Below are 24,969 nucleotides of genomic sequence, written 5' to 3'. Positions count from 1 at the left end.
GGCGCTGAGCGAGGTGCTCCACATGAAGACGCTCCCCGACAACCCCCATCTCGACCACCTGCGCCGGCAGGCCAAGGATCTGCTGGCCGGCCTGCGCGACTCGCGGCCCGGGGCGACCCTGGCCGACGCCCAGGCCGCGCTGGCCCAGCAGTACGGCTTCCGCACCTGGACCGACCTCAAGGCCGAGGCCGACCGGGGCCGCGGCGGCGCCCTGGTGGCCGGCCCCGCCCTCGCCGGGCAGATCGCGACCCGGTTCGGACTGGGCGAGGTGGCCGGGATGCGGTCGCTGGCCCGGCCGGACGAGATGGGCCGGCGATGGCTGCTTGAAACCGACCGCGGGCGGTGGGCGGTCCGCACCGTCGACGACGTCTACCCCGTCACCGACGGCGAACAGAACACGCTCTTCCAGGAAGCCGCGGCGCGGGCGGGCGTGACGCTGCCCCGGCCCGTTCGCAGCCTCGCGGGACATGCGGTCGAAGAGGCCGGCGGCAGTCGCTGGCGGGTCTACGAATGGGTCCGGTCGGGGCCGCCGCTGGCCGCGCCGGTCAGCGTGAGCATCACCCGTGAGGTCGGGGCGCTGCTGGCGATCGTGCACGGGCTGCGGTTCCCGGTGGAGGGCATCTGCCCGTGGAACGACCGGAGGCTGACGTCGCGCACCTGGGCCGAGCGGGCTGCCCGGGCCACGGCCGAGGGGGCGGCCTGGGCGCCGGTGCTGTCCGCGGCCCGGCCGGCCCTGGCCGAGCTGGAGTCCATCGGGGACATGGCGGCGACCACCTCGGATCCGGTGCTCTGTCACAACAATTTCAACCCGGGGAACGTACGGGTGGAAGCCCTTGATCGTCTCGTGGTGAGCGGGTGGGAGCACGCGGGCGGGCTGCCGCCGGAATGGGAACTGGCAGCGGCCCTGTCGAACTGGGCCCTCGATCCGAACGGCGGGGTGAATGTCGCCGGGGCGCGTGCTCTCCTCGAGGGCTATCGGTCCCGGGCCGGCGCGGTCCGGTCGCTGAGCCTCGCCGACTTCCGCGGGACGGCGATCGCTCTGCTCAACTACGTCGCCGGGCAGGTCGATCTCGCGCTCGACGCGGCTGACGACGAGGACGCCCGATATGCCGACCGCAACGTCCGCCACCTGCTGACTCACCTGCCCACCCGGGCCGCCTTCGAGCAGCTCGCATTCGAGGCGGGCCGTCATCGGCGGTAGGCGCCGACAGCGCCGCCGGAGCGGGCGGCCGCGCAGACGTCCCGGACGGCCTCGGTGACGGCGGCGGCGGCGGCGCTCGCGACCGCCTGCCACGCCGCCAGGGTCCCGGCCGCCGCGAGGATCAGCGCCGCGGGCCGCCGGAGGCTCAGTACTCCCATCGGGCGTACTCGGGATGGCGGTGCTTCATGTCCTCGAAGAGCAGGACCTGACGGTCGATGTACCAGGCCTTGGCGGCCTGCAGGATCACCAGACCCGCGACGGTGTCCACCAGATCGAGACGGACCAGCCCGTACGCGAACAGGGCCGCTCCGAGGAGCTGGATGGCGTAGGTGGGGGCCAGCGCGACCGCGGTGAACTGGGCCGGGACCGGGACCTTGGTGCGTTCGGCCCAGACCCGCTCGCCGAAGACGCCCTTCGAGGCCCAGTTCCGGGTGGACCGGGGCTTCGGGAAGAGCATCGGATTGACCACCATGAACACCAGCGACAGCACGATCGGTACGAGGCTCCACCAGCCGATCCAGTCCCGGCTCCAGATCGACACGGCGAGCAGCGGCAGCACGGCGAAACGCGTCCAGACACTGACCGGATTGGCATGCCGCGCCCAGCTCTCACCCTCCAGCCCGAACATCTTGGCCACCCGCTGCTCACTGGTGACCCTGGTGGTCGGTGGCGGCGACGTTGCCGGCTTGTTCATGACAGCTCCTCGGTTCGGTCGGTCCTGCGGATGCCGTTGACCCTCACAGCCGGCGACCCCCGTCGGCCAGCCGGGGAACTGGCCGGTGAGGGGGCGGTTTACTGGTGTGCTTCCGGCGTGGTCACGCGCGTAATGTCAGCGGCACCGAGGCCGTCCATCGCGACGACCGGCGCCCCCTGTGGCGCGCTGCCCGAGACGTCGGCAGCCCGATCGACATCGTTGAGTTGACCAACCGGGCGACGGCACAGGCCCGTCGGGCGCAAGCACGCCCGCATGCCCGGTCCGCAGCGCGTCCCATCAAGGGGAGCAAACGATCATGACTGCAGCATCCGTGTATCCGGTGCGCGTCGACGCGCGCATGGACCCGTCCCTGTCCCGCTGGCTCTGGCTGGTGAAGTGGGTCCTGGCCATCCCGCACTATCTCGTGCTGGCGTTCCTGTGGATCGCCTTCGTGGCGGTCTCCGTCATCGCGTTCTTCGCGATCCTGTTCACCGGCCGCTATCCCCGGCCGCTGTTCGACTTCAACCTGGGCGTGATGCGCTGGGGCTGGCGGGTCAGCTACTACGCCTACAGCGCCCTCGGCACCGACCGCTATCCGCCGTTCACCCTGGCCGAGGTTCCGGACTATCCGGCGCAACTGCACGTGCCCTATCCCGGGCCGCTGTCCCGCGGCCTCGTTCTGGTCAAGTGGTGGCTGCTGGCCCTGCCGCACCTGCTCATCGTCGGCGTTCTGGTCGGCGGCGGCGCCTGGTTCGCGGTCAACTCCGACACCGACAACTACAGCTGGACCGGCGGCGGCCTGATCGGGCTCCTGGTGCTGATCGCCGCGATCGTCCTGGCCGTCACCGGCAGCTATCCGCGCGGCCTGTACGACTTCATCCTCGGCCTCAACCGGTGGGTGCTCAGGGTGGCCGCGTACGTCGCGCTGATGACCGACGCCTACCCGCCTTTCCGGCTCGACGCCGGCGGCGACGACCCCGCCACCGTCACCCCGGTCGACACCCATCGGTGACGGGGTCCTCTTAGGCTGAGTCCATGCGGCTGGCCCATGTCACCGACCTGCACTTCGGCGCCGAGGACCCGGACGTCGTGGCCGGGCTGCGGGCCGATCTGGTCGCGCAGGACGTGGATCGGGTGCTGGTGAGCGGCGATCTGACCATGCGGGCCCGGGCCGGGCAGTTCCGAGCGGCCCGGGCCCTGCTGGATTCGGTCGGCCGTCCATGGCTGAGCGTGCCGGGCAACCACGACGTGCCGCTGGACCGGGTGCTGTCACGTGCGGTCCGGCCGCTCGACGCGTACGCCCGGCACATCAGCGCGGAACCGCAGCCGCTGCTTCGTGCCGGTGGGCTTCAGGTGCTGGGTTTGAGCACCCCGCGGCGGAGCCGGTGGAAGGGCGGCCGGATCGACGCCGGGCAGGTGGCCCGGATCGGGGCCGCGTTCGCCGGACCGGCCCGGTTGCGGGTGCTGATGGTCCACCATCCGGTGTTCCGGTCGGCGCAGCGCCCGCACGAGACGATGGTCCACGGCGCCGGCCCGGCCCTCCACGCGGCCGCCCACGCCGGGGTGGACATGGTCCTCTGCGGACACGATCACGTGCCGGCCCAGGCCGACCTGTCGGTGGCCCGCCCGGAACTCGGCCGGCACATGATCGGCCTGATGAGCGGGACGGCCTGCTCGCGGCGGGTCCGCGCCGGGGAGAGCCAGTCCTACACGATCATCGAGCTGTCCGGCGAGCGCCTGCGGTTGCGGGTCCGGCACTGGCAGGACGGCCGTTTCGCCGCTCAGCCGGAGACGACCTGGACGCGAACCGCGGACGGCTGGCGCCGCTGACCGTTGTCAGTAGGGCCGGGCGGGCTTCCCCCGCACGATCCGGACCAGGGCGGTCAGATCACGCCGGGTCACCGCCGCGTTCCGCCGGACCTGCCGGGCGGTGCGGTGCCGGGGCAGGCGTACGCGCAGCGCACCGGGACGGGAGGTGAACCGCAACGGCGCGGTCAGAACCATCGCCTCGCCGTCCAGGCCGACCGGCACCGGCGCGGCGGAGCGGACCTCGAAGTCGGGCCGCGACCACTCCAGCACGTCGGCGAACCGGCGCAGCGACATCGCCCGCCGGTCATCGGCGGCGCCCCGCACCCGGGCGGCGAGGATGCCAAGCCGACCCGCGTCCATTGTGGGCCGTCCGCCCGCGCGGCCCAGACGGGTCAACTGGTAGGGGTTGTTCGAGACGAGAACCAGCGACATGCCGGTGCGCGGGCGTCCGTCGGGTCCGTCGAACGCCAGGTCGGGGGGACTCGCCGCCGGTCCGATGAGATCCGGCAGGAGCCGGCCCCACGTCCGCAGTTTGGCCCCGCGGTAGGCCCGCGACTGGACGACCTCGGCGTAGACACCGAGCGAGGCGTTGTTGACGAACACCCGGCCGTTGACCTCACCGAGGTCCACTGTGCGTTCGACGGCGTCGGTGAACGCGTCCAGCGCGCGGACCACGTCACCCCGGTCCAGGCCCAGGTCGAGCGCGAAGTGGTTGCGGGTGCCGGCCGGCACGCAGGCGTACGCGATGCCGTGACGGGCCGCCGTGGCCGCGACGATCGCTTGGGATCCGTCGCCGCCGGCCATTCCGAGCACGTCGGCGCCGTCCGCCACGGCCCGCTCGGCCAGCTGGGCCAGGTCGTCGCCGGGGCCCAGCACGAGCACGCCGATCCCGCGCCCGGCCGCCTCTCCGGCCAGGTCGAGCCGGACCGCCGCGGCGTTGCCGGACCTGGGGTTGATCAGCAGCACCCCGTGGTGGGCCGCGCCGACCGCGGGCGCCGCCCCGATCGTCCCGGACAGCCCCGCGGCGTCCGGGCCCAGCGCGTGGCGACCGGCCGTCGCGAACACCAGCAGCAGCACCATTTGCAGCAGGAACACCGACAGTCCGGTCAGGACGACGACCAGGACGGCCAGTGCAGCCAGCAGGACCGCGGTGAACCGCAGGACGCCCCGCCTGGTCAGCGCGTACCAGACCGCCACCGTCACGACCGCGACCGCGAGGACCAGGACGATGACGTTGCCGGAGTGCTGGATCGTCGACTCCAGGGCGGCCGCGACCGCGAGGACCGGGGCGACCAGCGCCACCAGGGCGGCCAGGCGACGACTCGTCCGCGGGACATCCGGCATGCGCTGAGCGGTCATGGTGCTCCCTCGGCCCTAGCGTCTGTCGTCCAGGTGGGCGCGCAGTCGGATGGTATCGGCGGTGGTCCAGTCGGGCGGGGCGGCCACCGCGGCCCAGCCGTCCACCGGGCCGGAACCGTAGACGTGGCCGTGACCGGCCGGCACGCCGTTGGCCGCGAACTGGTCGACCAGCGTCTGCCAGAACGTGACGCCCGGATACCAGCGCATGTCGGGCGACACATCGGGCCCGCGCGGGTCGTCGAGCCACGCCGGCCGGCTGAGCAGCAGTTCGGGGGTCCACCAGACGATCGGGTCGGACGAGTTCTGCAGGTAGACGACGCGCGGCCGGGACACCCGGGCGGTGCGCAGATCGGCCGGATCCCGGGCGAACTGCACCGGCCGGTCGGCGGGAATCGGGTTCCAGATCGGGCTTCCGGTGGCCCGGGTGTCGGTGAGGTGGCGGTGGATCGGGTTGGCGAACGGCGGTCCGATCAGCAGCACGCCGTCGGCGGTGCCGGTCAGATCGGGCAGCCCGGCAAAAGCGCTTTCGGCACCGTACGAGCCGAGGCTCTCACCGGACAGCAGCAGCTTGGGCCGGGTCGGCGCGGGCATCGCCGCCCAGCGCTCGTGGACCGCCCCGATCAGCTCGGTCGCGGTCTCGCGCACCTTGGACCGGTCGGTCAGGAACGAGATCCAGCTCGGCAGGTACGAGTACTGCATGGACACCAGCGCGGTGTCACCGGCGTACATGTACTCCAGCGAGTCGGTCACGGCGCTGTCCACCCAGCCGGTTCCGGTCGGGACGATCACGCCGATCGCGGCGCGGCTCCAGGCGCCCGTACGGTCCATCTCGCGCAGCATCAGGTGGGCCCGCTCCTTGGCCGAACCCGCCGAGCGCAACCCGGCGTAGAGCCGAATCGGTGCGGTCGCGGAGGCGCCGGTGAACGCGCGGATGTCCTCGACGGTGGGTCCGGTGCCGACGAAGCCGCGGCCCTGCCGGCCGAGCGTGTGCCAGCCCGCCGCCGACCCGGGACCACCCGAGCGCAGCCAGGTCACGGGTTGCCGGGCGGCGGCGTCGGTGCCGCCGTCGGTCAGCGAGGCGGTGCGGTCGGCCACGTCGAGCAGCCGCTCCTGCGCGAACCCGTCGACGAAGCCGACGGCGAGAACCGTGACGACCAGGAAACCGGTGCCGTACGCGACCGGCTTGGGCAGGAAACGGCCGAGCAGCCGGGCGATCCGCCGAGTGGCCAGCCGCAGCGATCGGCCGAGCAGCACGAGCAGCACGAAGGTCAGCACGCTGACCCCGACGATGCGCAGGATGTCGTACGAGGCCATCCGCTCGAGCCCGATCCGGGCCCGCAGCTCCTGTTGCCATCGGGTGCCGAGCGCCAGGAACAACAGGCCCAGCCCCGGCCCGGCGACGAACACGACGCCCCAGGCCACCCGGGCGGCCCGCGGATTGCCGTGCCGGCGGAACCGGCGTACGACAGCGCCGAGAGCCGCGCCGGCCGCGTACCCCATCGTCGCGGTGAGCCCGCTGACCACACCCTGCAGCAGCACCGGGCGGGGCAGCAGCGACGGGGTCAGCGACAGGCAGAAGAACACGACGGCGAAGGCGCAGCCGGCCAGGCTCAGCCGCGCGCGGACCACCCGCAGCCGCCGGTACGGCGGGTGCGGGTGGCGCCGGTCCGCGACCGGAGTCACGGCAGCGGATCGATCTGGACGGCTCCGGCATCGGTCCGCACCTGGATGCGATGCGCGGACTGCGGATCCTGGTCGACCCGGACACTCTCCGCGCCGACCGGCGTGCGGACGTCGACGGCGTAGGCGGCACTGCCCGGGACCCGGAGCTCGACGGCACCCATGCTGGTGGTCGTGGTGATCGAGGAGGGCGCCTCGGCGAACTCCAGGGAGGTCGCCCCGAGCTCGGTCTTGACGGTGACCGCATCGCTGGTCAGCGCGCGCCCCTCGACGGCGCCGGCCTCGGTCGTGACGGAGATCTTGCCGCCGACGCCGTCCAGCTTCACCGCGCCGGCCTGAGCGGTGATCTCCACCGACATGGCCGCGGGCATGCGGATCCGGTACCGGACGTCGCAGCGGGCATCGTCGTCGTCGCATCCCGAGTTGTCGAGCCGCAACGTTGTGCCGTCGACCCGGTGTGCGGTCGCGGGCTTGCCCCGCGAGTAGTGGTGTTCCTCGGTGACCGTCACCGGGCCCTCGCCGGTCACGATGTCGACGTTGGCGGCGCGCGCGCCGATCACCAGGGCGGTGACGGACTCGTCGATCCGGTAGGCGACCTCGTCGGTGGTCGAGCGGCCGGTGCAGGCGGCCAGCGGCAGGAGGAGGGCGACGGCAGCCGTGGTCGCCGCAAGACGTCGGGACATGGCGCTCACCTTTCGCAGAAGGACCGGTCGAGGAGGGCGTAGTAGGCCGCGTTCGCGGCGTTGCCCACGGTCTTCGGGTCCTCGTTCATCATCAGCACGGTCTCGTGCCGGGCGTCCGGGCTGATCCACGTGAAGACCACGTATCCGCCGACGTTGCCGCTGTGGCCCCAGGCCACCCCGCACGGCGTCCACCGCTGCACCCCGAGACCGGACCGGCTGGGCAGCTCGCTGTCGGTGACCTCGATGGTCCGGCGCATCTCGTTCATCATTCGCGGACCGAGAAGGCGCCCGGTGAGCAGCGCCCGGTAGAAGGTGGCCGAGTCGTCGGCGGTGGTGTTCAGCCCGCCGGCCGTCCACGCCCACGGATACATGTACGCCAGGTCCACCTCGACCGGCGGATCCCCCATGGCGAAGTAGCCGTGCGCGTGCGAGCCCCAGATGGCGGTGGTCACCGGCAGGTCCGTGTGGCGCAGGCCGAGCGGCCGCAGGATCCGGGCCCGCAGCTCATGGTCGAACGTGTGCCCGGTGACGGCCTCCACCACGTACGCGGCCAGGAAGTAGTTGGTGTCCGAGTAGTTGAAGGCGGATCCCGGCGGGAACAGGGGCTGGTGCTCGAACGCGATGTCCAGCAGTTGCTGGTGCGTCCACACGTGACCGAGGTCCCCGGCCAGGTAGGGCGCGATCACCCGCGGGTCGGAGTTGAAGTCGAACAGCCCGCTGTTCATCTGCAGCAGGTGCCGGACGGTGACACCCCGGCCGTAGCCGTGCGGGATCACGCCGGGCAGCAGCCGGTCGACCGGATCGTCGAGCCGGAACCGTCCCTCCTCGGCCAGCTGCAGGACGACCGTCGCGGTGAAGCTCTTCATCTGGCTGGCCGCCCGGAACCGGTCCGTGGCGCGCATCGGCCGCTGCTCCACGATGTCGGCGTAGCCACTGCTCAGCCGGGCGGTCCGCGAACCGTGCCGGTCCAGCAGAATGGCGCCCGGAGCGCCCGCGGCCACCAGCCCGTCGAGCGCCGCCTGCAACCGGTGCGGACGTTGCGGTGCGGCGTTCGCCGCGGTGGGCACGGCCACGACCAGGGCGGTGGCGACGGCCAGGATTCGTACTGCGGTTGCTCTCATGTGGTTCACGCTCGCAGCCGGCGACCGGCGCGGTAAGGCGGTGAACTGGCCGTTCCAGGGGGCGGTTTTCTGGTGTGGAGGGTAAGGTGCCGCGGCTCTGGTACCTGTGGGCCGGGCAGCGTAGCGTGAGCGGCGACTGCAGGGAGTGCCGATGCCGGCCCGTCCGTCTCCAATTCTGCTCTTCACGATCGGGACAGCGCTCCTGCTCGGTCTGGCCGGCGCCGTGTCACTGAGCCTGGCCAACGGCCTGTCGACGGTGAACGCGTTCATCCTGTGCTGGCTGACCGTGACGTACTCGGTCAGCGGACTCGTCGCGTGGTGGTGCCGGCCGGCCAACCGGTTCGGCCTGTTGCTGTTGCTCACCGGGGTGGGCGGCATGATCAGCGCTGTCGGGCGGGCCGAGCAGACCGTCCTGCAGACCATCGGCGAGGCCGCCGACGTGGTACCGCTGGTGCTGATCGTGCACGTGTTCGTGACCTTCCCGACCGGCCGCCTGCACGGCCGGGCCGAGAAACTCCTGATCGGCGTGGGTTACCTGGCGGCCCTCCCCGGCCAGCTCGTCGTCATGATGCTCGGCGGTCTCACCCCGCACGGCATCACCGTCGTGGAGGCGCCCGGCGTGGCCGTCGTCCTGCACAACGTGCTGCTGACCACCGTGAGCGCCGTCGCGCTGGGTGGCGTCGCCCTGCTGTTCACGCGGCGCCGCACCCACGGACGGCACCTGCGCCGGTCGCTGACCCTGCTGATCGACTCGTTCGCGCTGGGCCTCGTGATGATCGCCGTGCTGCTGATCGTCGGCGCGTTCGGCGGTCCCGCGTTCCCGGTCGTCCAGCGGATCAGCCTGATCCTGCTGGGTGTCGCGCCGGTCGCCTTCCTGGCCGGCCTGCTCCAGGCCCGGCTGGCCCGCAGCTCCGTCGGCGATCTGGTGGTGGCGCTGCGCGGCGAGCCCGCGGACGTACGGACCCCGCTGGCCCACGCCCTGCGGGACCCGTCGGTCGTGCTGCTGTACTGGCTGCCGCGGTTCGGCATCTGGGCCGGCCCGGACGGGCGTCCGGTGACGCTGCCCGACGACCCCGACCGGGTCAGCCTGATCAACGACGACGGCGAGCCGATGGCCGCCCTGATCCACGATCCGGCGCTGCGGGACGAGGCCGCCCTGCTCGACGCCGTCCGCGCGGCGGCGTGCATTGCGCTGCGCAGCGGCCGGCTGCAGGCGCAGCTGCGGGCCAGCGTCGAGGAGCTGCGCGGCTCACGGGCCCGGGTGCTGGAAGCCGGCCTGCGGGAGAGGCAGCGACTCGAACGCGACCTGCACGACGGCGCCCAGCAGCGGCTCGTCGCGCTCTCGCTCAACCTGGGCATGCTGCAGACCCGGCTCGGCGACGATCCCGAGGCGGCGGCGTTGCTGGTCGAGGCCCGCGGCGAGATCGCGGTCTCACTGAACGAGCTGCGCGACCTCGCCCGGGGCCTGCACCCGGCCGTGGTCAGCGCGCACGGGCTCGCGGTGGCGCTGGAATCGCTGGCCGCGCGGGCGCCGGTGCCGGTCCGGCTCTCCGTCGACCTGCCCCGGCGGCTCGACGAGGCGGTCGAGGTCGCGGCCTACTACGTGGTGTGCGAGAGCCTGACCAACGTGGGCAAGCACGCGCGGGCCTCGGCGGCCACGGTGGCGGTGTCCCAGCGGAACGGCACGATGGCCATCGAGGTGGTCGACGACGGGTGCGGCGGCGCGGACACCGAGCGGGGAACCGGCCTGCGCGGGCTGGCCGACCGGGTCGAGGCCCTCGGCGGGTGCCTGCGGGTGTGGACACCGGCCGGCGGCGGCACCGAACTGCGGGCGGAGTTGCCGTGCGGGTAGCCATCGCCGAGGACAGCGTCCTGCTCCGCGAGGGGATCGCGCGCCTGCTCACCGACGCCGGGTTCGACGTGGTGGCCCGCTGCGGCGACGCCGTGCAGCTGCGCTCCGAGCTGCGCGTGTCCGTCCCCGAGGTGGTGATCGTGGACATTCGCCTGCCACCCACGCACACCGACGAAGGCTTGCGGGCGGCGATCGAGTTGCGGGCGAAGCACCCCGGGCTGGCCGTTCTGGTGCTGTCCCAGTACGTCGAGGTCGGGCTGGCCATGCAACTGCTGGCCGACTCGGCCGACCGCGTCGGCTACCTGCTCAAGGACCGGATCAGCGACGTGCCCGAGTTCATCGGCGCGGTACGCCGCGTCGCGGCCGGCGGCTCGGCCATCGACCCCACCATCGTCTCGACGCTGCTCGCCCGGCGCCGCCACGACGACCCGCTGGCCCGTCTCACCCCGCGCGAGCGTGAGGTGCTCGAGCTGATGGCCGCGGGCACCTCCAACCAGGGCATCGCCGACCGCCTGGTGATCACCCTGCGGGCGGTGGAGAAGTACGTCTCCAGCATCTTCGGCAAACTGGGCCTGCCCGCCACCGGCAGCGAAAGCCGCCGCGTCCTGGCCGTCCTGCTGTTCCTACGCAACTAGACCGATCACCGCAGCTCGACCTCGATCTGATCCTCGGCAAGCCATTGGAGGATCTGGTCGAACTTGGCGGTCAGATGGCTATGGGCGACCTCGGCGTGGTGCCATACCAGGCGGAACGGCCACTCGGCGCCCCACCCGCCGGTCACACAGTCGTGGAGCGCGTCACCGTTCCAGCCGAAGTAGCCGCCCGGGCCGTTGATGGCCTCGCCGATGGCGCAGTAGAAGCCTTCGATGTCGGTGACATGGCGCCCGTCGAGCTGGTAGGTGCTGCCGGCCGGCTTGTCAGGCGCGTCGGCCCGATGGTGAGCCAAGGCCGCTCCAGACCAGAGATGCCGAAGCTCCCGGCCGTAGCCCGCCCAAAGGTTCGGTTCGGTCGGGCCACCGGCGTGCCACAGGTTCCAGATGGGTCGCGCCGAACTCGGCATCGGCTCAGAGATCGCACCGTCCAGGTCGACATCGACGAGGTCGGCACCCAGGATCGAGGGACGAACTTTGGTCAGTGATGCTCGGAGATAAGTGCCGATCACGCGGTCGACTACACCGTTCCGGTCCACGCTGTAGAGGGTCGCGTCGATCGACCGACGATGCAGAGCGCCACCTGGATTGCCCGCCCCCTTGGCCAGCGCGTCCAGGGCACGGCGCAGCGGCAGGTGGGGCATGCACCCGAGAAGCGTCGTCCCGCGCACCGTGGACGGCGAATCGACGAATAGCCCTTCAATATCGGCGCACGCCGCGATCACGGCGTCTGGTTTTCCCATGGTGAATTCATCGACCAACAGCCAGCGAAGCGGCACGTCTTCGTCCCAGTGCCATCGCTTGTCCTGCGGACTCGTCTCTTCACCGGGCACGTGGGTCCCTCGTCGGCATGAGTGAGGCCGAGCCGTCCACAGGCTCGACCCGCAGCGGCGGCCGGCCGAGCATCTGCCCGAGCGGGCCGTGATCGAGGGGACGTGGAGGGACGACACTCACCGACACGTTCACCGCTCCCCTCGTACGCCCAAAACGGATGCCTCCGACCCGGCTTCGGGTCGGAGGCATCCGTTTGTATTGCTTCACCAGGAGCGATGTCAATCCGCGATTCCTCTTAGGAAGTCCTCACGGGAGACATGCACAACTTCCCAGATTTTTAGCTGCAGCCGGACGTGGAGCCGCAGCCCTCGCACACGTAGCAGCTGCCGGCGCGGCGCATCTTGGTGCCGCATGTGAAGCAGAGCGGCGCGTCGGCGGCGTGGCCGGTCACGATTTCGAGCAGCTCGGTGGAGGAGCCGACCGCGGACGGTGCGGCCTTCTCCGGCTCGGCGGCCGGGATCGTGGCCTCGGCCGGGGCGGTCGCGCCGCCGACCGGGGCGGACACCGGGGCGGAGGCGGCCATGCCGGCCAGGTCGACACCGACGCCGGCGGCCTCGGCCGCGGCCTCGGCCTGCACCTGGGCGGCACGCTCCTTTGCCGTGAAGATGCCCAGGTCGGCCCGGGTGTCGTACGGCAGGAAGTCGAGCGCCAGGCGACGGAAGATGTAGTCCATCACCGAAGCCGCCATGCGCACGTCCGGGTCGTCGGTCATGCCGGCGGGCTCGAAGCGCATGTTGGTGAACTTGCTGACGTACGTCTCGAGCGGGACGCCGTACTGCAGGCCTATCGAGATCGCGACCGAGAAGGCGTCCATGACGCCGGCCAGCGTCGAACCCTGCTTCGACATCTTGAGGAAGACCTCGCCGAGGCCGTCGTCGGGGTAGGACGACGCGGTGAGGTAACCCTCGGCGCCGCCGACCGAGAACGACACCGTCTCCGACGGGCGCTTCTTGGGCAGACGCTTGCGGACCGGGCGGTACTCGATGACCTTCTCGACGACCTTCTCGACCTCGGTCGACGCGGCCGGCGCCTCGACGGCCGCCGACTTCTTCGCGGCGACCGACAGCGGCTGGCCGACCTTGCAGTTGTCGCGGTAGATCGCGAGGGCCTTGAGGCCGAGCTTCCAGCCCTGGTAGTGGATCTCCTCGATCTCCTCGACGGTCGCCGTCTCGGGCATGTTGACCGTCTTGGAGATGGCGCCCGAGATGAACGGCTGCACCGCGGCCATCATGCGGACGTGGCCGAGCGGGGCGATCACGCGCTCACCCATGGCGCAGTCGAAGACCGCGTAGTGCTCGGGCTTGAGGCCCGGGGCGTCGACGACGTTGCCGTGGTCGGCGATGTGCTCGACGATCGCCTCGACCTGCTCCTCGGGGTAGCCGAGGCTGCGCAGCGCGCGCGGGACCGTCTGGTTGACGATCTGCATCGATCCGCCGCCGACGAGCTTCTTGAACTTGACCAGGGCCAGGTCGGGCTCGATGCCGGTGGTGTCGCAGTCCATCATCAGGCCGATGGTGCCGGTCGGGGCGAGCACCGACGCCTGGGCGTTGCGCCAGCCGTGCTTCTCGCCGATCTTGAGGCCGTCCTGCCACTGCTTGGTGGCCTCGCGGGCGAGCTCGGCGGCGACCGGGTTGCTCGGGCGGATGTCGTCGCTGGCCGCAGCGTGCTTGCGCATGACCCGCTTGTGGGCCTCGGCGTTGCGGGCGTAGCCCTCGTACGGGCCGACGACGCCGGCGAGCTCGGCCGAGCGGCGGTACGCCGTGCCGGTCATCACCGAGGTGATCGCGGCGGCGACGCTGCGGCCCTGCTCCGAGTCGTACGGAAGGCCGGACGCCATCAGCAGCGCGCCGATGTTGGCGTAGCCGATGCCGAGCTGGCGGTAGGCGCGGGTGGTGGCGCCGATCCGCTCGGTCGGGAAGTCGGCGAACGAGATCGAGATCTCCATCGCGGTGATGATGAACTCGACGCTCTTGACGAACTTCTGGGTCTCGAAGCCACCGTCGGCCTTGAGGAACTTCATCAGGTTGAGCGAGGCCAGGTTGCAGGACGAGTCGTCCAGCGACATGTACTCCGAGCACGGGTTGGACGCGGTGATCCGGCCGGTCTCGGGGTTGGTGTGCCAGTCGTTGATCGTGTCGTCGTACTGCAGACCGGGGTCGGCGCACTCCCACGCGGCCTGGGCGATGTCGCGGAAGAGCTTCTTGGCGTCGACGGTCTCGATGACCTCGCCGTCGAGCCGGCCGCGCAGGCCGAACTCGGTGCCCTCCTCGTACGCCCGCATGAACTCGTCGCTGACGCGGACCGAGTTGTTGGCGTTCTGGTACTGCACGGAGACGATGTCGTCGCCGCCGAGGTCCATGTCGAAGCCGGCGTCCCGCAGGGCGCGGATCTTGTCTTCCTCACGGGCCTTGGTGCGGACGAACTCTTCGATGTCGGGGTGGTCGACGTCGAGGATGACCATCTTGGCGGCCCGGCGGGTGGCGCCGCCCGACTTGATGGTGCCGGCGCTGGCGTCGGCGCCGCGCATGAAGCTCACCGGGCCACTGGCGGTCCCCCCGGACGACAGCAGCTCCTTGGACGAGCGGATGCGGGACAGGTTCACGCCGGAGCCCGAACCGCCCTTGAAGATCAGGCCCTCTTCCTTGTACCAGTCGAGAATCGAGTCCATCGAGTCGTCGACCGAGAGGATGAAGCACGCGCTGACCTGCTGCGGCGACTTGGTGCCGACGTTGAACCAGACCGGCGAGTTGAAGCTGAAGACCTGGTGCAGCAGCATCCAGGTGAGCTCGTGGTCGAAGATCTCGGCGTCCGCCGTGGTGGCGAAGTAGCCGTTCGCCTCGCCCGCCTTGCGGTACGTCTTGACCACGCGGTCGATCAGCTGCTTGAGCGACCACTCCCGCTCCGGGGTGCCGACCGCGCCCCGGAAGTACTTGGTGGTGACGATGTTCGCCGCGTTGACACTCCACGCGGTCGGGAACTCGACGCCCTTCTGCTCGAAGTTGATCGAGCCGTCGCGCCAGTTCGTCATGACGACGTCGCGACGTTCCCACTCGACCTCGTCGTACGGGTGGACTCCCTCGGTCGTCCAGACCCGCTCGACCCGCAGCCCCCCGCCGACCGCGCTCGCGCCGTTTGCCCGGCTGCGCTGCCGACCTGCTGTGATGCCGTCCCCGGCCATACTGCTCCCCCTCGGAAAAATGCCGCTACTACGTCGTCAGACCCGTGGAGCGCGACCGCCGGGCCGCGGAGCCACGGGGTGCCGCACCCCGGTCTCGCGGGCGATCGTCGCCTCACGCAGCGCCGTGATCTCCTTTTCGAACTCGTCGAGCGAGTCGAAGGATTTGTAGACGCTCGCGAACCTCAGATAAGCCACCTGGTCGAGCTCCCGCAGCGGGGCGAGGATCGCCAGCCCCACCTCGTGGCTGGGCACCTCGGCCGCGCCCTTGGCCCGGACGGTCTCCTCGACCTTCTGCGCGAGCAGCGCGATCGAGTCCTCGTCGACGGGCCGGCCCTGGCAGGCCTTGCGGACCCCGCTCATGATCTTTGCGCGGCTGAAGGGCTCGGTGACCCCGCTGCGCTTCACAACGGCCAGGACCGCTTCTTCGACGGTGGTGAACCGCTTGCCGCACTCGGGGCACGATCGACGGCGACGGATCAGCTGACCATCGTCGGCCTCGCGCGAGTCGACCACGCGAGAATCGGCGTGGCGACAGTACGGGCAGCGCACCTCGAACCCCCTCCGGCACCTCACCCCGGTCGTCTGCGGGCACGCAAAAGCACGGCGATTCGCCGGTTTCTCACCAGCTGACGCCGTCACGGCCTGTAGATGAACGGGGGAAGTGAACCCCAACCAGTGGATGACTTACACCCTTGTAACTACTAGATGTTGGGGTAGACGCTATGCCGCGGCGGACATGGACGCAAGTTCACCGGCGCGTCGGCGCGCCGTATTTTGCGACTCAACACGAGCGGTGGATCGGCCGGTCACGGACTGCTGAATCACGCCGCCCGCGGCAAGATCAAAACATCGCCGGCGGCCACGCCGTAGCTCGACAGGCCGTTGAGCCGGCGCAATTCGTCGACGGCGGCCTGTCCGTCGCGGCGCGGCATCGTGCGGGTCGCGATGTCCCACAGCGTGTCACCCGACTGGACCACGATCGTGGGCGGCGGCCCGGACGGCGACTGCTCGGCCCGGGACGCGGTGGTGAACAACACGGCGCTGGCCAGGGAGGCCAGCACGACCAGCAGACCGAGGACGACGACGCGCCCGCGCCGGGTGAGCCGCAGCGAAGGCTCGACGTGCCTGACCCCGTTCGCCACCATCACGTTTCCTCCACCCGGGAAAGCGGTCTTAGTACGGGCGTTCGATCGAACGCCCGTACGACGGTCTATCAGAACAGGCGTACGGAAGTCGAGCACTTCCGGGCGACACGCCGGAAGAATGTCGTACAGATGTTTGAATATGTCGTACCGCGCCATTACGGTCTTCCCTCAAGAGGGTCAGCCGGGCGAGCGCCATCCCCACGGCGCTAGCTCCGGCTCCGCGAACGCAAGACGCACCACGTGCCTCATGGGCACTGGCCGACAGGGAGGGCGGACGTGTCGACCGACGACCGGACGAGCAGCCGGCAACATCAGACCAAGCCAGACAGCGGAGCGGCTCTGCGCCGCCGCGCGCCGAGCCGCGGACGTGCCGCCGACGCGCCGCAGCTGCGATCGGTCACTCCGGTGGTCAGCCAGTTCCCCGAGCCGGTCACGGCCGATCTGACCGCCCGGCAGAAGCGGATTCTCGAGTTCATCCGCGACTGGGTGGAGCGCTACGGCTATCCGCCGAGCGTGCGCGAGATTGGCGAGGCGGTCGGCCTGGTGTCACCGTCCAGCGTGGCCTATCAGCTGAAGGCGCTCGAGACCAAGGGCTTCCTGCGCCGCGACCCCAACCGGCCGCGCGCCGTAGACGTCCGCTCCCCCAGCGAGCTGGTCGACGACGAGGCGATGCGCTCGGCTCGCCCGCAACCGGCGTACGTGCCGCTGGTCGGCCGCATCGCCGCCGGCGGGCCGATCCTGGCCGAGCAGGCCGTCGAGGAGTTCTTCCCGCTGCCGCGCGAGCTGGTCGGCGAGGGCGAGGTCTTCATGCTCGAGGTCAAGGGCGACTCGATGATCGACGCGGCCATCTGCAACGGCGACTGGGTGGTCGTGCGGCAGCAGCCGACGGCCAACGCGGGCGACATCGTGGCCGCGATGATCGACGGTGAGGCCACGGTGAAGAGCTACCGCCAGCGCGACGGGCACGTCTGGCTGATGCCGGCCAACCCCGCGTTCGACCCGATCCCCGGCGACGACGCGACCATCATGGGCCGCGTCGTGGCCGTGCTGCGCCGGGTCTGACCGGGCGCAGAAAAAGAACTGACGATCAGCGCCGGGGGCCGTAACCGTCGAAACGGCCCTCGGGACGCTGCCGGAAGTCGTTGTAGCCACCGCGGGCCGAAGACGGCGGCGGACCACCCTGGCCACCGCCATAGACACCGCCACCACCGCGCGGCTGCTGACCACCCCGAGGCGGCTGACCCTGCGGACCACGCGGCGGCTGCCCCTGGGGCCCGCGCGGCGGCTGACCTTGCGGACCACGAGGCGGCTGGGCCTGCGGACCACGCGGGGGCTGACCTTGCGGAGCACGCGGCGGCTGAGCTTGGGGACCCCGCGGGGGCTGACCCTGCGGACCACGCGGCGGCTGCCCCTGCGGGCCCCGCGGGGGCTGACCCTGGGGAGCGCGCGCGGGCTGGCCCTGCGGACCACGAGGCGGCTGAGCCTGGGGACCACGCGCGGGCTGACCCTGCGGACCGCGAGGCGGCTGAGCCTGGGGACCACGCGCGGGCTGACCCTGCGGGGCACGCGGGGGCTGGCCTTGCGGACCACGCGGCGGCTGACTCTGCGGACCGCCGTAGACCCCGGCCCGGGCCGGCTGCTGCTGCGCGTTGCCCGACCGCCCGTGCGGCTTGCTGCCGGCGGGCTTGGCGCCGGCTCCGCCGTACACACCCGCCTTGGGACCGCCCGGGGCGCCGTTGACCGGGCCCGGCCGTGCGCCGCCGTAGGCCCCGTTACGCTGCGGCGCCCCGCCGACCCCGATCAGCTCGGTCTCGGGCTCGCCCTCGAGCGGGTTCTTGAAGTCGTCACCGTCGTCGTCGCCGGACCCGGACGGCTCGGCGGCCACCCGCTTGCGGTGCCGGACGATGCCCAGCGCGCCCACGCCGACGAGAATCAGACCCAGCACACCGACGCCACCCACCGCGTACGTGATGTCGCTGAGCTCGAGATTGGCGTACCAGGCGCCGCCCTCTTCTTCCCCGGCGCCCTTGGCCGCGGTCGCGACCGTGGTGGCGGGCGCGTAGCGAAGGATGTAGTTGGGCGGATCGGTCTCGCCGCTCATGTCCGACGTCGTGTAGAAGGACTTGCCGTCGGCGCTGTAGGTGATCGCCTCACCCAGCGTCTCGTTGGGCAGGCCGGTCGTGCGGGGCTTGTTCTTGAGCGCGGCGAGCACGTCGCCGTTCTGCACGTCCCACTCGAGCGCGTCGGTGTAGGTGCGCAGGGCGACCTTGCCGCCGCCGGGCGCCACCGCGCCGCCGCTGATCGTCTTGTTGCCGATCCGCGCGTACGGCCCGCCGGCGGTCTGCGTGGCCGAGGGTTGGATCTCGGCGACCCGCCGCATCGCGACGCCCTCTTTGTTGTTCGCCTTCAGCGGGCCGGCCGGCTGATACACATACGCCGGCTTGCCGATCTCCTTGGTGACGATCAGCGGGGTGCCGTCACCGTTCAGCAGCAGCGCCTCGGCGTCGTGCGTGTCGCCCTGGGGATAGCTGAGCCGGTGAAGCACGGGCGGGTCGGAGCCGTCGGCCGGCATCGACCAGAGGCCGATGTTGGGGCGGCGCTGGTCCTGGTCGAACCGGTTGTCGCCGATGTCGGCGATCCAGAGCTTGGCGCCGTCGGGCGAGAGGATCAGGTCTTCCGGGTCCAAGGGGCCGTCGCCGCTGTATTTGGCGGCCTTGGTGACCTCGCACTTGGTGTTGAGGAAGAAGATGCGCTTGTTGGCGCCCTTGTCGGTGCTGTCGTTGATGACGACGTAGCCCGTCCTGGTGGCCACCAGCCCGGACGCCTCGGTGATCCGCTCGTCCTTGATCTGGCACATCTTCTTGCCCGCCACCGAGGGCGCGCTGATCGTGGGGGCCGGATCCTCGGCAAACGCCGCGGACGAGCCGATCATCACCAGCCCGGAGGCCACGATCACCGGGAACACGAGACGCCGCATCCGATCAGTGTCGCATGCGGCGTCGCGTGCCGGTGTTACGCGTTAATCAACCCAGCTCACCCGGGCCGACCTCGTTGTGTCGTGAGGGACGCTCAGTTGCGGAACGACTCCAGATCGCTCGCCAGCCGCTCGTCGACGAGGACCCGGAACTCGGTCCCCTCCTCCAAATGGCGCGTCTGGAGTACCTGACCGGACCGATGAATCCGGGCGACCAGATCAGCACGGTCATAAGGCAGCAGAAGGCGCATGTCGATCGGCGGCCGCGGCAGCTTGGCCGCGATCGCCTCCTGCAGTTCGGCGATGCCCTGTCCGGAGCGCGCCGACACGAAGACGGCGTCCGGCCAGGTGCGCTTCAACCGCAGCAGAGTCTCCTCGTCCGCGGCATCCACCTTGTTGATCACCAGGAGCTCGGGGATGGCGTCGGCGCTGACCTCGGCCAGCACCTCGCGGACGGCGCTGACCTGACCCTCGGGGTCGGGATGGGCGCCGTCGACCACGTGCACGACGAGGTCGGCGAACGAGACCTCCTCGAGCGTGGAGCGGAACGCCTCCACGATCTGGTGCGGCAGGTGACGCACGAAACCCACCGTGTCGGACAGCGTGTAGACGCGCCCGTCCTCGGCCGAGGTGCGCCGGGTGGTCGGGTCGAGGGTGGCGAACAGCGCGTCCTCCACCAGCACACCGGCCTGGGTCAGACGGTTGAGCACGCTCGACTTGCCGGCGTTGGTGTAGCCGGCGATGGCCACGGCCGGTGTGCCGCTGCTCGCCCGCCGGGAGCGCTTGGTCTGCCGTACGGTGCGCATGCCCTTGATCTCGCGGCGGAGCTTGGAGATGCGCTGGTTGATGCGTCGGCGGTCGGTCTCGAGCTTGGTCTCACCGGGACCACGTGTCCCGACGCCACCACCGCCCGAACCGCCGGCGCCACCACCCTGACGGGACAGCGACTCACCCCAGCCACGCAGACGCGGCAGAAGGTATTGCAGCTGGGCCAGCTCGACCTGCGCCTTGCCCTCTTTGCTCTTCGCGTGCTGGGCGAAGATGTCGAGGATCAGCGCCGTCCGGTCGACGACCTTGACCTTGGTCTGCTGCTCAAGGTTGCGCAGCTGGCTCGGTGAGAGCTCGCCGTCGCAGATGACCGTGTCGGCGCCGGTGGCCTCGACCGCCAGACGCAGCTCCTCGACCTTGCCCCGGCCGATGAAGGTGGCCGTGTCGGGACGGGAACGACGCTGGATCAGGCCCTCGAGCACCTGGGAACCGGCGGTCTCGGCCAGCGCGGCCAGCTCGGTCAGCGAGTTGTCGGCGTCCTCGACACTGCCCTCGGTCCAGACGCCGACCAGAACGACCCGCTCGAGCCGCAGCTGGCGATATTCGACCTCGGTGATGTCGGTGAGCTCGGTGGAGAGACCGGCGACCCGCCGCAGCGAATGCCGCTCCTCGAGCTCGAGGTCGCCGGACGTCACGTCCGGCTCGTCGAGTTCTAGTACGGGTGCCTGGTAAGTGTTTCGCAAAAGGTGACCTCCTCGGCCCCGATCGTGGCACGTCACCGTGGTCGGCGCATCCACATAACGTGGCCGGACGTTCTCGAAGGAGTGTTGTCAGGAGTCCGCTCTCGGGTAGCGGACGAGGTGGTGGATGTGACTGGCTCTATTACAACGACCCGGATGGAATCCCATATTCCACGGGAGCAAGATTACGGTGACGCACCCACCAATGTCGGAGGGAACACCGTGGTGACGACCCGCCTGCCGAGCGCAGGATTTTCGATCACGATCCGGATAGCAGTGACCGCGGACGCCTCGTCCATCGGTCGTCTCACCACCTGTGTCGGCGAGGCCGGCGCGATTGTCACGGCCCTCGACGTGGTCGATTCCGATCCCACGCGTGTCCTCGTCGACCTCACCTGCGACACGGCCGACTCCAGTCACGCCGACCAGGTCGTCAAGCAGCTCGAGGCGCAGGACGGCGTCGACGTCCGCAAGGTCTCCGACCGCACGTTCCTGCTGCACCTGGGCGGCAAGATCGAGGTCCAGTCGAAGGTCGCGCTGCGCAACCGTGACGAGCTGTCCCGGGCGTACACGCCGGGTGTGGCCCGCGTCTGCATGGCGATCGCCGAGAACCCGGCCGACGCCCGTCGCCTGACCATCAAGCGCAACACCGTGGCCGTGGTCAGCGACGGCTCGGCCGTGCTCGGGCTGGGCAACATCGGCCCGGCCGCGGCCATGCCGGTCATGGAGGGCAAGGCCGCGCTGTTCAAGCGGTTCGGCGGCGTGGACGCGTGGCCGGTCGTGCTCGACACGCAGGACACCGACGAGATCGTGCGCATCGTGAAGGCGATCGCCCCGGCGTACGGCGGCATCAACCTCGAGGACATCGCCGCGCCGCGCTGCTTCGAGATCGAAGCACGACTCCGCGAACAATTGGACATTCCGGTCTTTCACGACGATCAGCACGGAACGGCGATTTGTGTGCTGGCCGCGCTGACCAACGCGCTGCGGGTCGTCGGCAAGCGGCTCGAGGACGTCCGCGTCGTGGTGTCGGGCGCGGGCGCGGCCGGCACGGCGATCATGAAGCTACTGCTGCGCCAGGGCGTGGGCGACATCATCGCGTACGACCGGAAGGGCGCCCTGCACCGCGGGATGCCGGACATGTCGGAGACCTGGCAGTGGCTGGCCCAGAACACCAACAAGGACAACTACTCGGGTGACCTGCCCGGGGCGATCGCCGGCGCCGACGTGTTCATCGGCGTGAGCGCGCCCAACCTGCTCACCGGCGACGACATCGCCCGGATGGCCGACAAGTCGATCGTCTTCGCGCTGGCCAATCCCGACCCCGAGGTCGACCCGCGCGCCGCCCGCCAGCACGCCGCGGTCGTCGCCACCGGCCGGTCCGACCAGCCCAACCAGATCAACAACGTGCTGGCCTTCCCCGGCGTCTTCCGCGGCATGCTCGACGTGAGCGCCGAGGAGTTCACCGAGGAGATGGCGCTGGCCGCGGCCCGGGCGATCGCCGACGTGGTGGGCGACGACAAGCTCAACCCGACCGTCATCGTCCCGAGCGTCTTCGACCCCAAGGTCACTCCGGCGGTCGCCGCGGCCATTCGCGCCGCCGTCCGGGGGCCCAGCGCCGCGACTCACAACACCGCCGCGCTGCCGGAGGCCGAGCTCGACGAGGCGCCGTCCGAGACCTTCTGAAAGCCCAGACCGGCTGGAGAGTCAGCGTGCGGCAAACCAGCCGGTCAGCTCGGCCACGCGGTCGGTGATCAGCCCGGCGGCGCCCGCGTCGATCAGCGGGCCCCACTCGGTCATGTCGTTGGCCGTCCACGCCATCACGTCGATGCCGCGGCCGGTCAGCGCGACCACCGTGTCGGGATCGCCGAGCACATCGGCCCTCGACGGGTTGAGGCAGACCACCTCCAGCTCGTCGGCCAGGTCGAGGGTGTCGGCCTCGAAACGCAACCGCAGCAGGCCCCGGCGAACGGCCGGGTCGACCTCACGCACCAGCCGGAGGATCTCGGGGTCGAAGCTCTGCACGATCGTGCGGTCGCGCCGGCCCACGGCCCCGACCAGCTCCATGATCGTCTTGACCTGGGACAACGTGGCGGGCGGCTTGATCTCGAGGAGCAGTTCCGCGCCGGCCGTCAGCTCCAGCACCGAGGCGAGCGTGGGGACCCGGACTCCGGCGTACGCGGGAGAGAACCACGCGCCGGCGTCGAGCGCGGCCACCTCGGCGTACGGGAAATCCCAGACGTGCCCGGATCCCGAGGTCGTGCGGTCGAGCGTCCGGTCGTGGATCACCACCGGGACGTCGTCGGCGGTGGTGCGCACGTCGAACTCGATCAGCGTCGCCCCGCCGAGCATGGCCGCGGCAAAGGCCGGCAGGGTGTTTTCGGGGGCGACCGCCGAGTAACCCCGGTGCGCCACGTTGTGCATCAGAGCAGCTCGCCCGACGCCACCAGCACCGCCGGGCCGGCCAGCCACCAGCGGTCCTCCTCGTCGTGCGTGACCGTCAACCGGCCGCCGGGCAGGTCGACCGCCACCGTGCCGATGGCCAGGCCGGCGTCGCGCAGGGCCACCGCCCCGACGGCCAGCGCGCCCGAGCCGCACGAGAGCGTCTCGCCCGAGCCTCGCTCGTACACGCGCATGGAGACGTGCAGGTCGGCCTCGTCGAGGGGCTCGGCCGGGACGACGAACTCGACGTTCACGCCGGAGGAGAACAGCGCCTTGTCGAAGCCGGGGGCCACGTGCAGGTCGAGCGACCCGAGGGCCAGGCCGTCGTGCAGGCCGCAGACCAGGTGCGGGTTGCCGCAGTCGACGGCGACGCCGGGGAACGTCAGCGGGCCGGTGGTCGCGGTGCTCGCCGCGTACACCCGGGGGCTTCTCATGTGCACCCGGATCTGATCGCCCTCGACGACGGCGAGCACGACGCCCGCCCGCGTGGCGATGGAGATGCCGGAGACCTCCGGGGCGGCCAGACCCTTGGCCACCAGGTAGCGCGTGAAGACGCGGACCCCGTTGCCGCACATCTCGGCGATCGAGCCGTCGCTGTTGCGGTAGTCCATGAACCACTCGGCCTCGGCGGCCAGGCCCGCGCCGGCCGGCTCCTTGGCGCTGCGGACCACCCGCAGCACGCCGTCGGCGCCGATGCCGAACCGCCGGTGGCAGAGGTCGGCGACCTGCGCCGCGGTCAGATCGATCGCGCCATCGACGTCCTCGATGATCACGAAGTCGTTGCCCGTCCCGTGGCCCTTGGTGAATTCCACGCGGACCATCATTCCGTAAGTGCCCGGGCGTCCGCCAACAGCGTCGGCGAGGCGCCGTCGAGCCAGGTGATCGACGGGTCGCGCCGGAACCACGAGCGCTGGCGACGCACGAACCGGCGAGTCCCCCGTACGGTGTCGGCCTTGGCCTCTTCCTCGGTCAGGGAACCGTCGATCTCGGCCAGCGCCTGCTGATATCCCAGCGCTCGCGAGGCCGTACGCCCCTCGCGAAGCCCTCGCGGGATGAGGGCGCGCACCTCGTCGAGCAGGCCCGCCGCCCACATCAGGTCGACCCGGAGCGCGATCCGCTCATCGAGCGCCTCGGTGGACCGGTCGACCCCGATCTGCACCGACGGGTAGTAAGGCACCGGTGACGGCAGCGCCGCGGTGAACGGCTGCCCGGTCAGCTCGATCACCTCGAGGGCGCGAACGATCCGTCGCCCGTTCGAGGGAAGGATCTTCTCGGCGGCCAGCGGGTCCCGGGCCCGCAGCCGCTCGTGCAGAGACCCGGCGCCGACGACCGCCAGCTCCTCTTCGAGACGGGCCCGGATCGCGGCGTCGGTGCCCGGGAACTCGAACTCCTCCAGAACCGCCCGCACATAGAGACCGGAACCGCCCACCAGCAGCGGCACCCGGCCGCGCGCGAAGATGTCGTCGATCGCCGCCCGGGCCAGCCGCTGATATTCGGCGACGGCGGCCGGGAAGGTCACATCCCAGATGTCGAGCAGATGGTGCGGAACGCCGTCCCGCTCGCCGGGCGTCAGTTTCGCCGTGCCGATGTCCATGCCGCGGTAAAGCTGCATCGAGTCGGCGTTGACCACTTCGCCGTCCAGTTCCCGCGCTAGAGCGATGCTCAGAGCGGACTTGCCCGCCGCCGTCGGCCCGACGACGGTGATCACGCGCGGAGCTCCTGCGAACGGCACGGAGCAACGGTAGGACAAGGTTTGGCCACGGTCATCGGCGGGCGCTTCCCCGTAACCGGGTTGGACCTGTGACAATGCGCGAGAAAGAATGCCGTAGAGAAGCTAGG

Annotated in this window: 22 protein-coding genes; 7 read left to right on the top strand and 15 right to left on the bottom strand. The window is 70.9% G+C overall.

Annotated features, from left to right (window positions below; genetic code table 11):
- Window positions 1-22 precede the first annotated feature (22 nt).
- Entirely contained in the window at window positions 23-1,201 is a 1,179-nt protein-coding gene (locus ACZ3I4_RS29745) for a phosphotransferase (RefSeq protein WP_465385326.1), read from the top strand.
- Here ACZ3I4_RS29745 and ACZ3I4_RS29740 read toward each other — a convergent pair.
- Together ACZ3I4_RS29740 and ACZ3I4_RS29735 are read right to left on the bottom strand one after the other, a co-directional pair.
- Entirely contained in the window at window positions 1,189-1,359 is a 171-nt protein-coding gene (locus ACZ3I4_RS29740) for a hypothetical protein (protein WP_465385325.1), read from the bottom strand. The two genes, ACZ3I4_RS29745 and ACZ3I4_RS29740, sit on opposite strands and share 13 nt — an antisense overlap.
- Window positions 1,347-1,895 carry a DUF6653 family protein gene (locus tag ACZ3I4_RS29735; RefSeq protein ID WP_465385324.1) on the bottom strand — a complete coding sequence of 183 codons (549 nt, stop codon included), beginning with the start codon at window positions 1,893-1,895 and terminating at the stop codon, window positions 1,347-1,349. Before ACZ3I4_RS29735 ends, ACZ3I4_RS29740 begins: the two co-directional genes overlap by 13 nt.
- A 316-nt stretch (window positions 1,896-2,211) precedes the next feature.
- On the opposite strand from ACZ3I4_RS29735, the gene ACZ3I4_RS29730 reads away from it, so the two are divergent.
- Complete coding sequence (locus tag ACZ3I4_RS29730; protein ID WP_465385323.1) at window positions 2,212-2,907, top strand: DUF4389 domain-containing protein; 696 nt, start codon at window positions 2,212-2,214, stop codon at window positions 2,905-2,907.
- A gap of 23 nt (window positions 2,908-2,930) precedes the next feature.
- Window positions 2,931-3,725: a metallophosphoesterase family protein gene (locus ACZ3I4_RS29725; protein WP_465385322.1), complete on the top strand. Its 795-nt coding sequence runs from the start codon at window positions 2,931-2,933 to the stop codon at window positions 3,723-3,725.
- A 6-nt stretch (window positions 3,726-3,731) separates the two neighbouring features.
- Here the strand turns inward: ACZ3I4_RS29725 and ACZ3I4_RS29720 are convergent, their stop codons facing one another.
- From ACZ3I4_RS29720 to ACZ3I4_RS29705, 4 genes are read right to left on the bottom strand one after another with little or no spacing between them, the layout of a single operon-like run.
- A complete protein-coding gene (locus ACZ3I4_RS29720) occupies window positions 3,732-5,063 on the bottom strand; it encodes a diacylglycerol/lipid kinase family protein (RefSeq protein ID WP_465385321.1) in 1,332 nt (443 codons plus the stop codon).
- Between the two features lie 15 nt (window positions 5,064-5,078).
- Window positions 5,079-6,746, bottom strand: coding sequence for an alpha/beta hydrolase (locus ACZ3I4_RS29715; protein WP_465385320.1), 1,668 nt, complete (start codon window positions 6,744-6,746; stop codon window positions 5,079-5,081).
- A complete protein-coding gene (locus ACZ3I4_RS29710; RefSeq protein WP_465385319.1) occupies window positions 6,743-7,426 on the bottom strand; it encodes a DUF4097 family beta strand repeat-containing protein in 684 nt (227 codons plus the stop codon). The genes ACZ3I4_RS29715 and ACZ3I4_RS29710 overlap by 4 nt, the downstream gene beginning before the upstream one ends.
- A 5-nt stretch (window positions 7,427-7,431) precedes the next feature.
- Window positions 7,432-8,547, bottom strand: coding sequence for a serine hydrolase domain-containing protein (locus ACZ3I4_RS29705; protein WP_465385318.1), 1,116 nt, complete (start codon window positions 8,545-8,547; stop codon window positions 7,432-7,434).
- Between the two features lie 151 nt (window positions 8,548-8,698).
- On the opposite strand from ACZ3I4_RS29705, the gene ACZ3I4_RS29700 reads away from it, so the two are divergent.
- Together ACZ3I4_RS29700 and ACZ3I4_RS29695 are read left to right on the top strand one after the other, a co-directional pair.
- Window positions 8,699-10,399 carry a sensor histidine kinase gene (locus tag ACZ3I4_RS29700; protein ID WP_465385317.1) on the top strand — a complete coding sequence of 567 codons (1,701 nt, stop codon included), beginning with the start codon at window positions 8,699-8,701 and terminating at the stop codon, window positions 10,397-10,399.
- Complete coding sequence (locus ACZ3I4_RS29695; protein WP_465385316.1) at window positions 10,390-11,034, top strand: response regulator; 645 nt, start codon at window positions 10,390-10,392, stop codon at window positions 11,032-11,034. The genes ACZ3I4_RS29700 and ACZ3I4_RS29695 overlap by 10 nt, the downstream gene beginning before the upstream one ends.
- Before the next feature lie 5 nt (window positions 11,035-11,039).
- On the opposite strand, the gene ACZ3I4_RS29690 is transcribed toward ACZ3I4_RS29695, so the two are convergent.
- The 4 genes from ACZ3I4_RS29690 to ACZ3I4_RS29675 all read right to left on the bottom strand — a co-directional run bounded on the left by ACZ3I4_RS29690 (window position 11,040) and on the right by ACZ3I4_RS29675 (window position 16,206).
- Window positions 11,040-11,882, bottom strand: coding sequence for a barstar family protein (locus ACZ3I4_RS29690; protein WP_465385315.1), 843 nt, complete (start codon window positions 11,880-11,882; stop codon window positions 11,040-11,042).
- A 278-nt stretch (window positions 11,883-12,160) separates the two neighbouring features.
- A complete protein-coding gene (locus tag ACZ3I4_RS29685) occupies window positions 12,161-15,061 on the bottom strand; it encodes a vitamin B12-dependent ribonucleotide reductase (RefSeq protein WP_465385314.1) in 2,901 nt (966 codons plus the stop codon).
- Between the two features lie 36 nt (window positions 15,062-15,097).
- Entirely contained in the window at window positions 15,098-15,610 is a 513-nt protein-coding gene (gene nrdR, locus ACZ3I4_RS29680) for a transcriptional regulator NrdR (protein WP_465385313.1), read from the bottom strand.
- A 272-nt stretch (window positions 15,611-15,882) separates the two neighbouring features.
- Window positions 15,883-16,206 carry a LysM peptidoglycan-binding domain-containing protein gene (locus ACZ3I4_RS29675; RefSeq protein ID WP_465385312.1) on the bottom strand — a complete coding sequence of 108 codons (324 nt, stop codon included), beginning with the start codon at window positions 16,204-16,206 and terminating at the stop codon, window positions 15,883-15,885.
- Window positions 16,207-16,482: 276 nt separating this feature from the next.
- Between ACZ3I4_RS29675 and lexA the strand changes: the two genes are divergently transcribed.
- Window positions 16,483-17,268, top strand: a complete 786-nt coding sequence (lexA, locus tag ACZ3I4_RS29670) for a transcriptional repressor LexA (RefSeq protein WP_465385311.1) — start codon at window positions 16,483-16,485, stop codon at window positions 17,266-17,268.
- A gap of 25 nt (window positions 17,269-17,293) precedes the next feature.
- Here lexA and ACZ3I4_RS29665 read toward each other — a convergent pair whose 3' ends face one another.
- A complete protein-coding gene (locus tag ACZ3I4_RS29665; RefSeq protein ID WP_465385310.1) occupies window positions 17,294-19,183 on the bottom strand; it encodes a hypothetical protein in 1,890 nt (629 codons plus the stop codon).
- A gap of 92 nt (window positions 19,184-19,275) precedes the next feature.
- A complete protein-coding gene (hflX, locus tag ACZ3I4_RS29660) occupies window positions 19,276-20,691 on the bottom strand; it encodes a GTPase HflX (RefSeq protein ID WP_465385309.1) in 1,416 nt (471 codons plus the stop codon).
- 219 nt (window positions 20,692-20,910) lie between these two features.
- On the opposite strand from hflX, the gene ACZ3I4_RS29655 reads away from it, so the two are divergent.
- Window positions 20,911-22,374, top strand: a complete 1,464-nt coding sequence (locus ACZ3I4_RS29655; protein ID WP_465385308.1) for an NAD-dependent malic enzyme — start codon at window positions 20,911-20,913, stop codon at window positions 22,372-22,374.
- Between the two features lie 21 nt (window positions 22,375-22,395).
- On the opposite strand, the gene ACZ3I4_RS29650 is transcribed toward ACZ3I4_RS29655, so the two are convergent.
- Genes ACZ3I4_RS29650 through miaA form a run of 3 tightly spaced genes read right to left on the bottom strand, consistent with a single transcriptional unit; the run spans window position 22,396 to window position 24,880 of the window.
- Window positions 22,396-23,112 (bottom strand): glycerophosphodiester phosphodiesterase, encoded by a 717-nt coding sequence (locus ACZ3I4_RS29650; protein ID WP_465385307.1) that lies wholly within the window; start codon window positions 23,110-23,112, stop codon window positions 22,396-22,398.
- Complete coding sequence (gene dapF, locus ACZ3I4_RS29645; RefSeq protein WP_465385306.1) at window positions 23,112-23,942, bottom strand: diaminopimelate epimerase; 831 nt, start codon at window positions 23,940-23,942, stop codon at window positions 23,112-23,114. Before dapF ends, ACZ3I4_RS29650 begins: the two co-directional genes overlap by 1 nt.
- Before the next feature lie 8 nt (window positions 23,943-23,950).
- Window positions 23,951-24,880, bottom strand: a complete 930-nt coding sequence (gene miaA, locus ACZ3I4_RS29640) for a tRNA (adenosine(37)-N6)-dimethylallyltransferase MiaA (RefSeq protein ID WP_465385305.1) — start codon at window positions 24,878-24,880, stop codon at window positions 23,951-23,953.
- Window positions 24,881-24,969 lie beyond the last annotated feature (89 nt).

The organism is Actinoplanes sp. NPDC021490 (assembly GCF_055562135.1).
Note: the sequence above shows the minus strand (reverse complement) of the source record. Positions and strands in the feature narration are given on the sequence as shown.

Coding starts and splice junctions, on each gene's coding strand:
- ACZ3I4_RS29725 (WP_465385322.1), top strand. CDS start 2,931: ATGCGGCTGGCCCATGTCACCGACCTGCACTTCGGCGCCGAGGACCCG.
- ACZ3I4_RS29740 (WP_465385325.1), bottom strand. CDS start 1,359: ATGGGAGTACTGAGCCTCCGGCGGCCCGCGGCGCTGATCCTCGCGGCG.
- ACZ3I4_RS29705 (WP_465385318.1), bottom strand. CDS start 8,547: ATGAGAGCAACCGCAGTACGAATCCTGGCCGTCGCCACCGCCCTGGTC.
- ACZ3I4_RS29685 (WP_465385314.1), bottom strand. CDS start 15,061: ATGGCCGGGGACGGCATCACAGCAGGTCGGCAGCGCAGCCGGGCAAAC.
- ACZ3I4_RS29720 (WP_465385321.1), bottom strand. CDS start 5,063: ATGACCGCTCAGCGCATGCCGGATGTCCCGCGGACGAGTCGTCGCCTG.
- ACZ3I4_RS29745 (WP_465385326.1), top strand. CDS start 23: ATGAAGACGCTCCCCGACAACCCCCATCTCGACCACCTGCGCCGGCAG.
- ACZ3I4_RS29700 (WP_465385317.1), top strand. CDS start 8,699: ATGCCGGCCCGTCCGTCTCCAATTCTGCTCTTCACGATCGGGACAGCG.
- ACZ3I4_RS29675 (WP_465385312.1), bottom strand. CDS start 16,206: ATGGTGGCGAACGGGGTCAGGCACGTCGAGCCTTCGCTGCGGCTCACC.
- ACZ3I4_RS29650 (WP_465385307.1), bottom strand. CDS start 23,112: ATGCACAACGTGGCGCACCGGGGTTACTCGGCGGTCGCCCCCGAAAAC.
- ACZ3I4_RS29710 (WP_465385319.1), bottom strand. CDS start 7,426: ATGTCCCGACGTCTTGCGGCGACCACGGCTGCCGTCGCCCTCCTCCTG.
- ACZ3I4_RS29665 (WP_465385310.1), bottom strand. CDS start 19,183: ATGCGGCGTCTCGTGTTCCCGGTGATCGTGGCCTCCGGGCTGGTGATG.
- ACZ3I4_RS29735 (WP_465385324.1), bottom strand. CDS start 1,895: ATGAACAAGCCGGCAACGTCGCCGCCACCGACCACCAGGGTCACCAGT.
- ACZ3I4_RS29730 (WP_465385323.1), top strand. CDS start 2,212: ATGACTGCAGCATCCGTGTATCCGGTGCGCGTCGACGCGCGCATGGAC.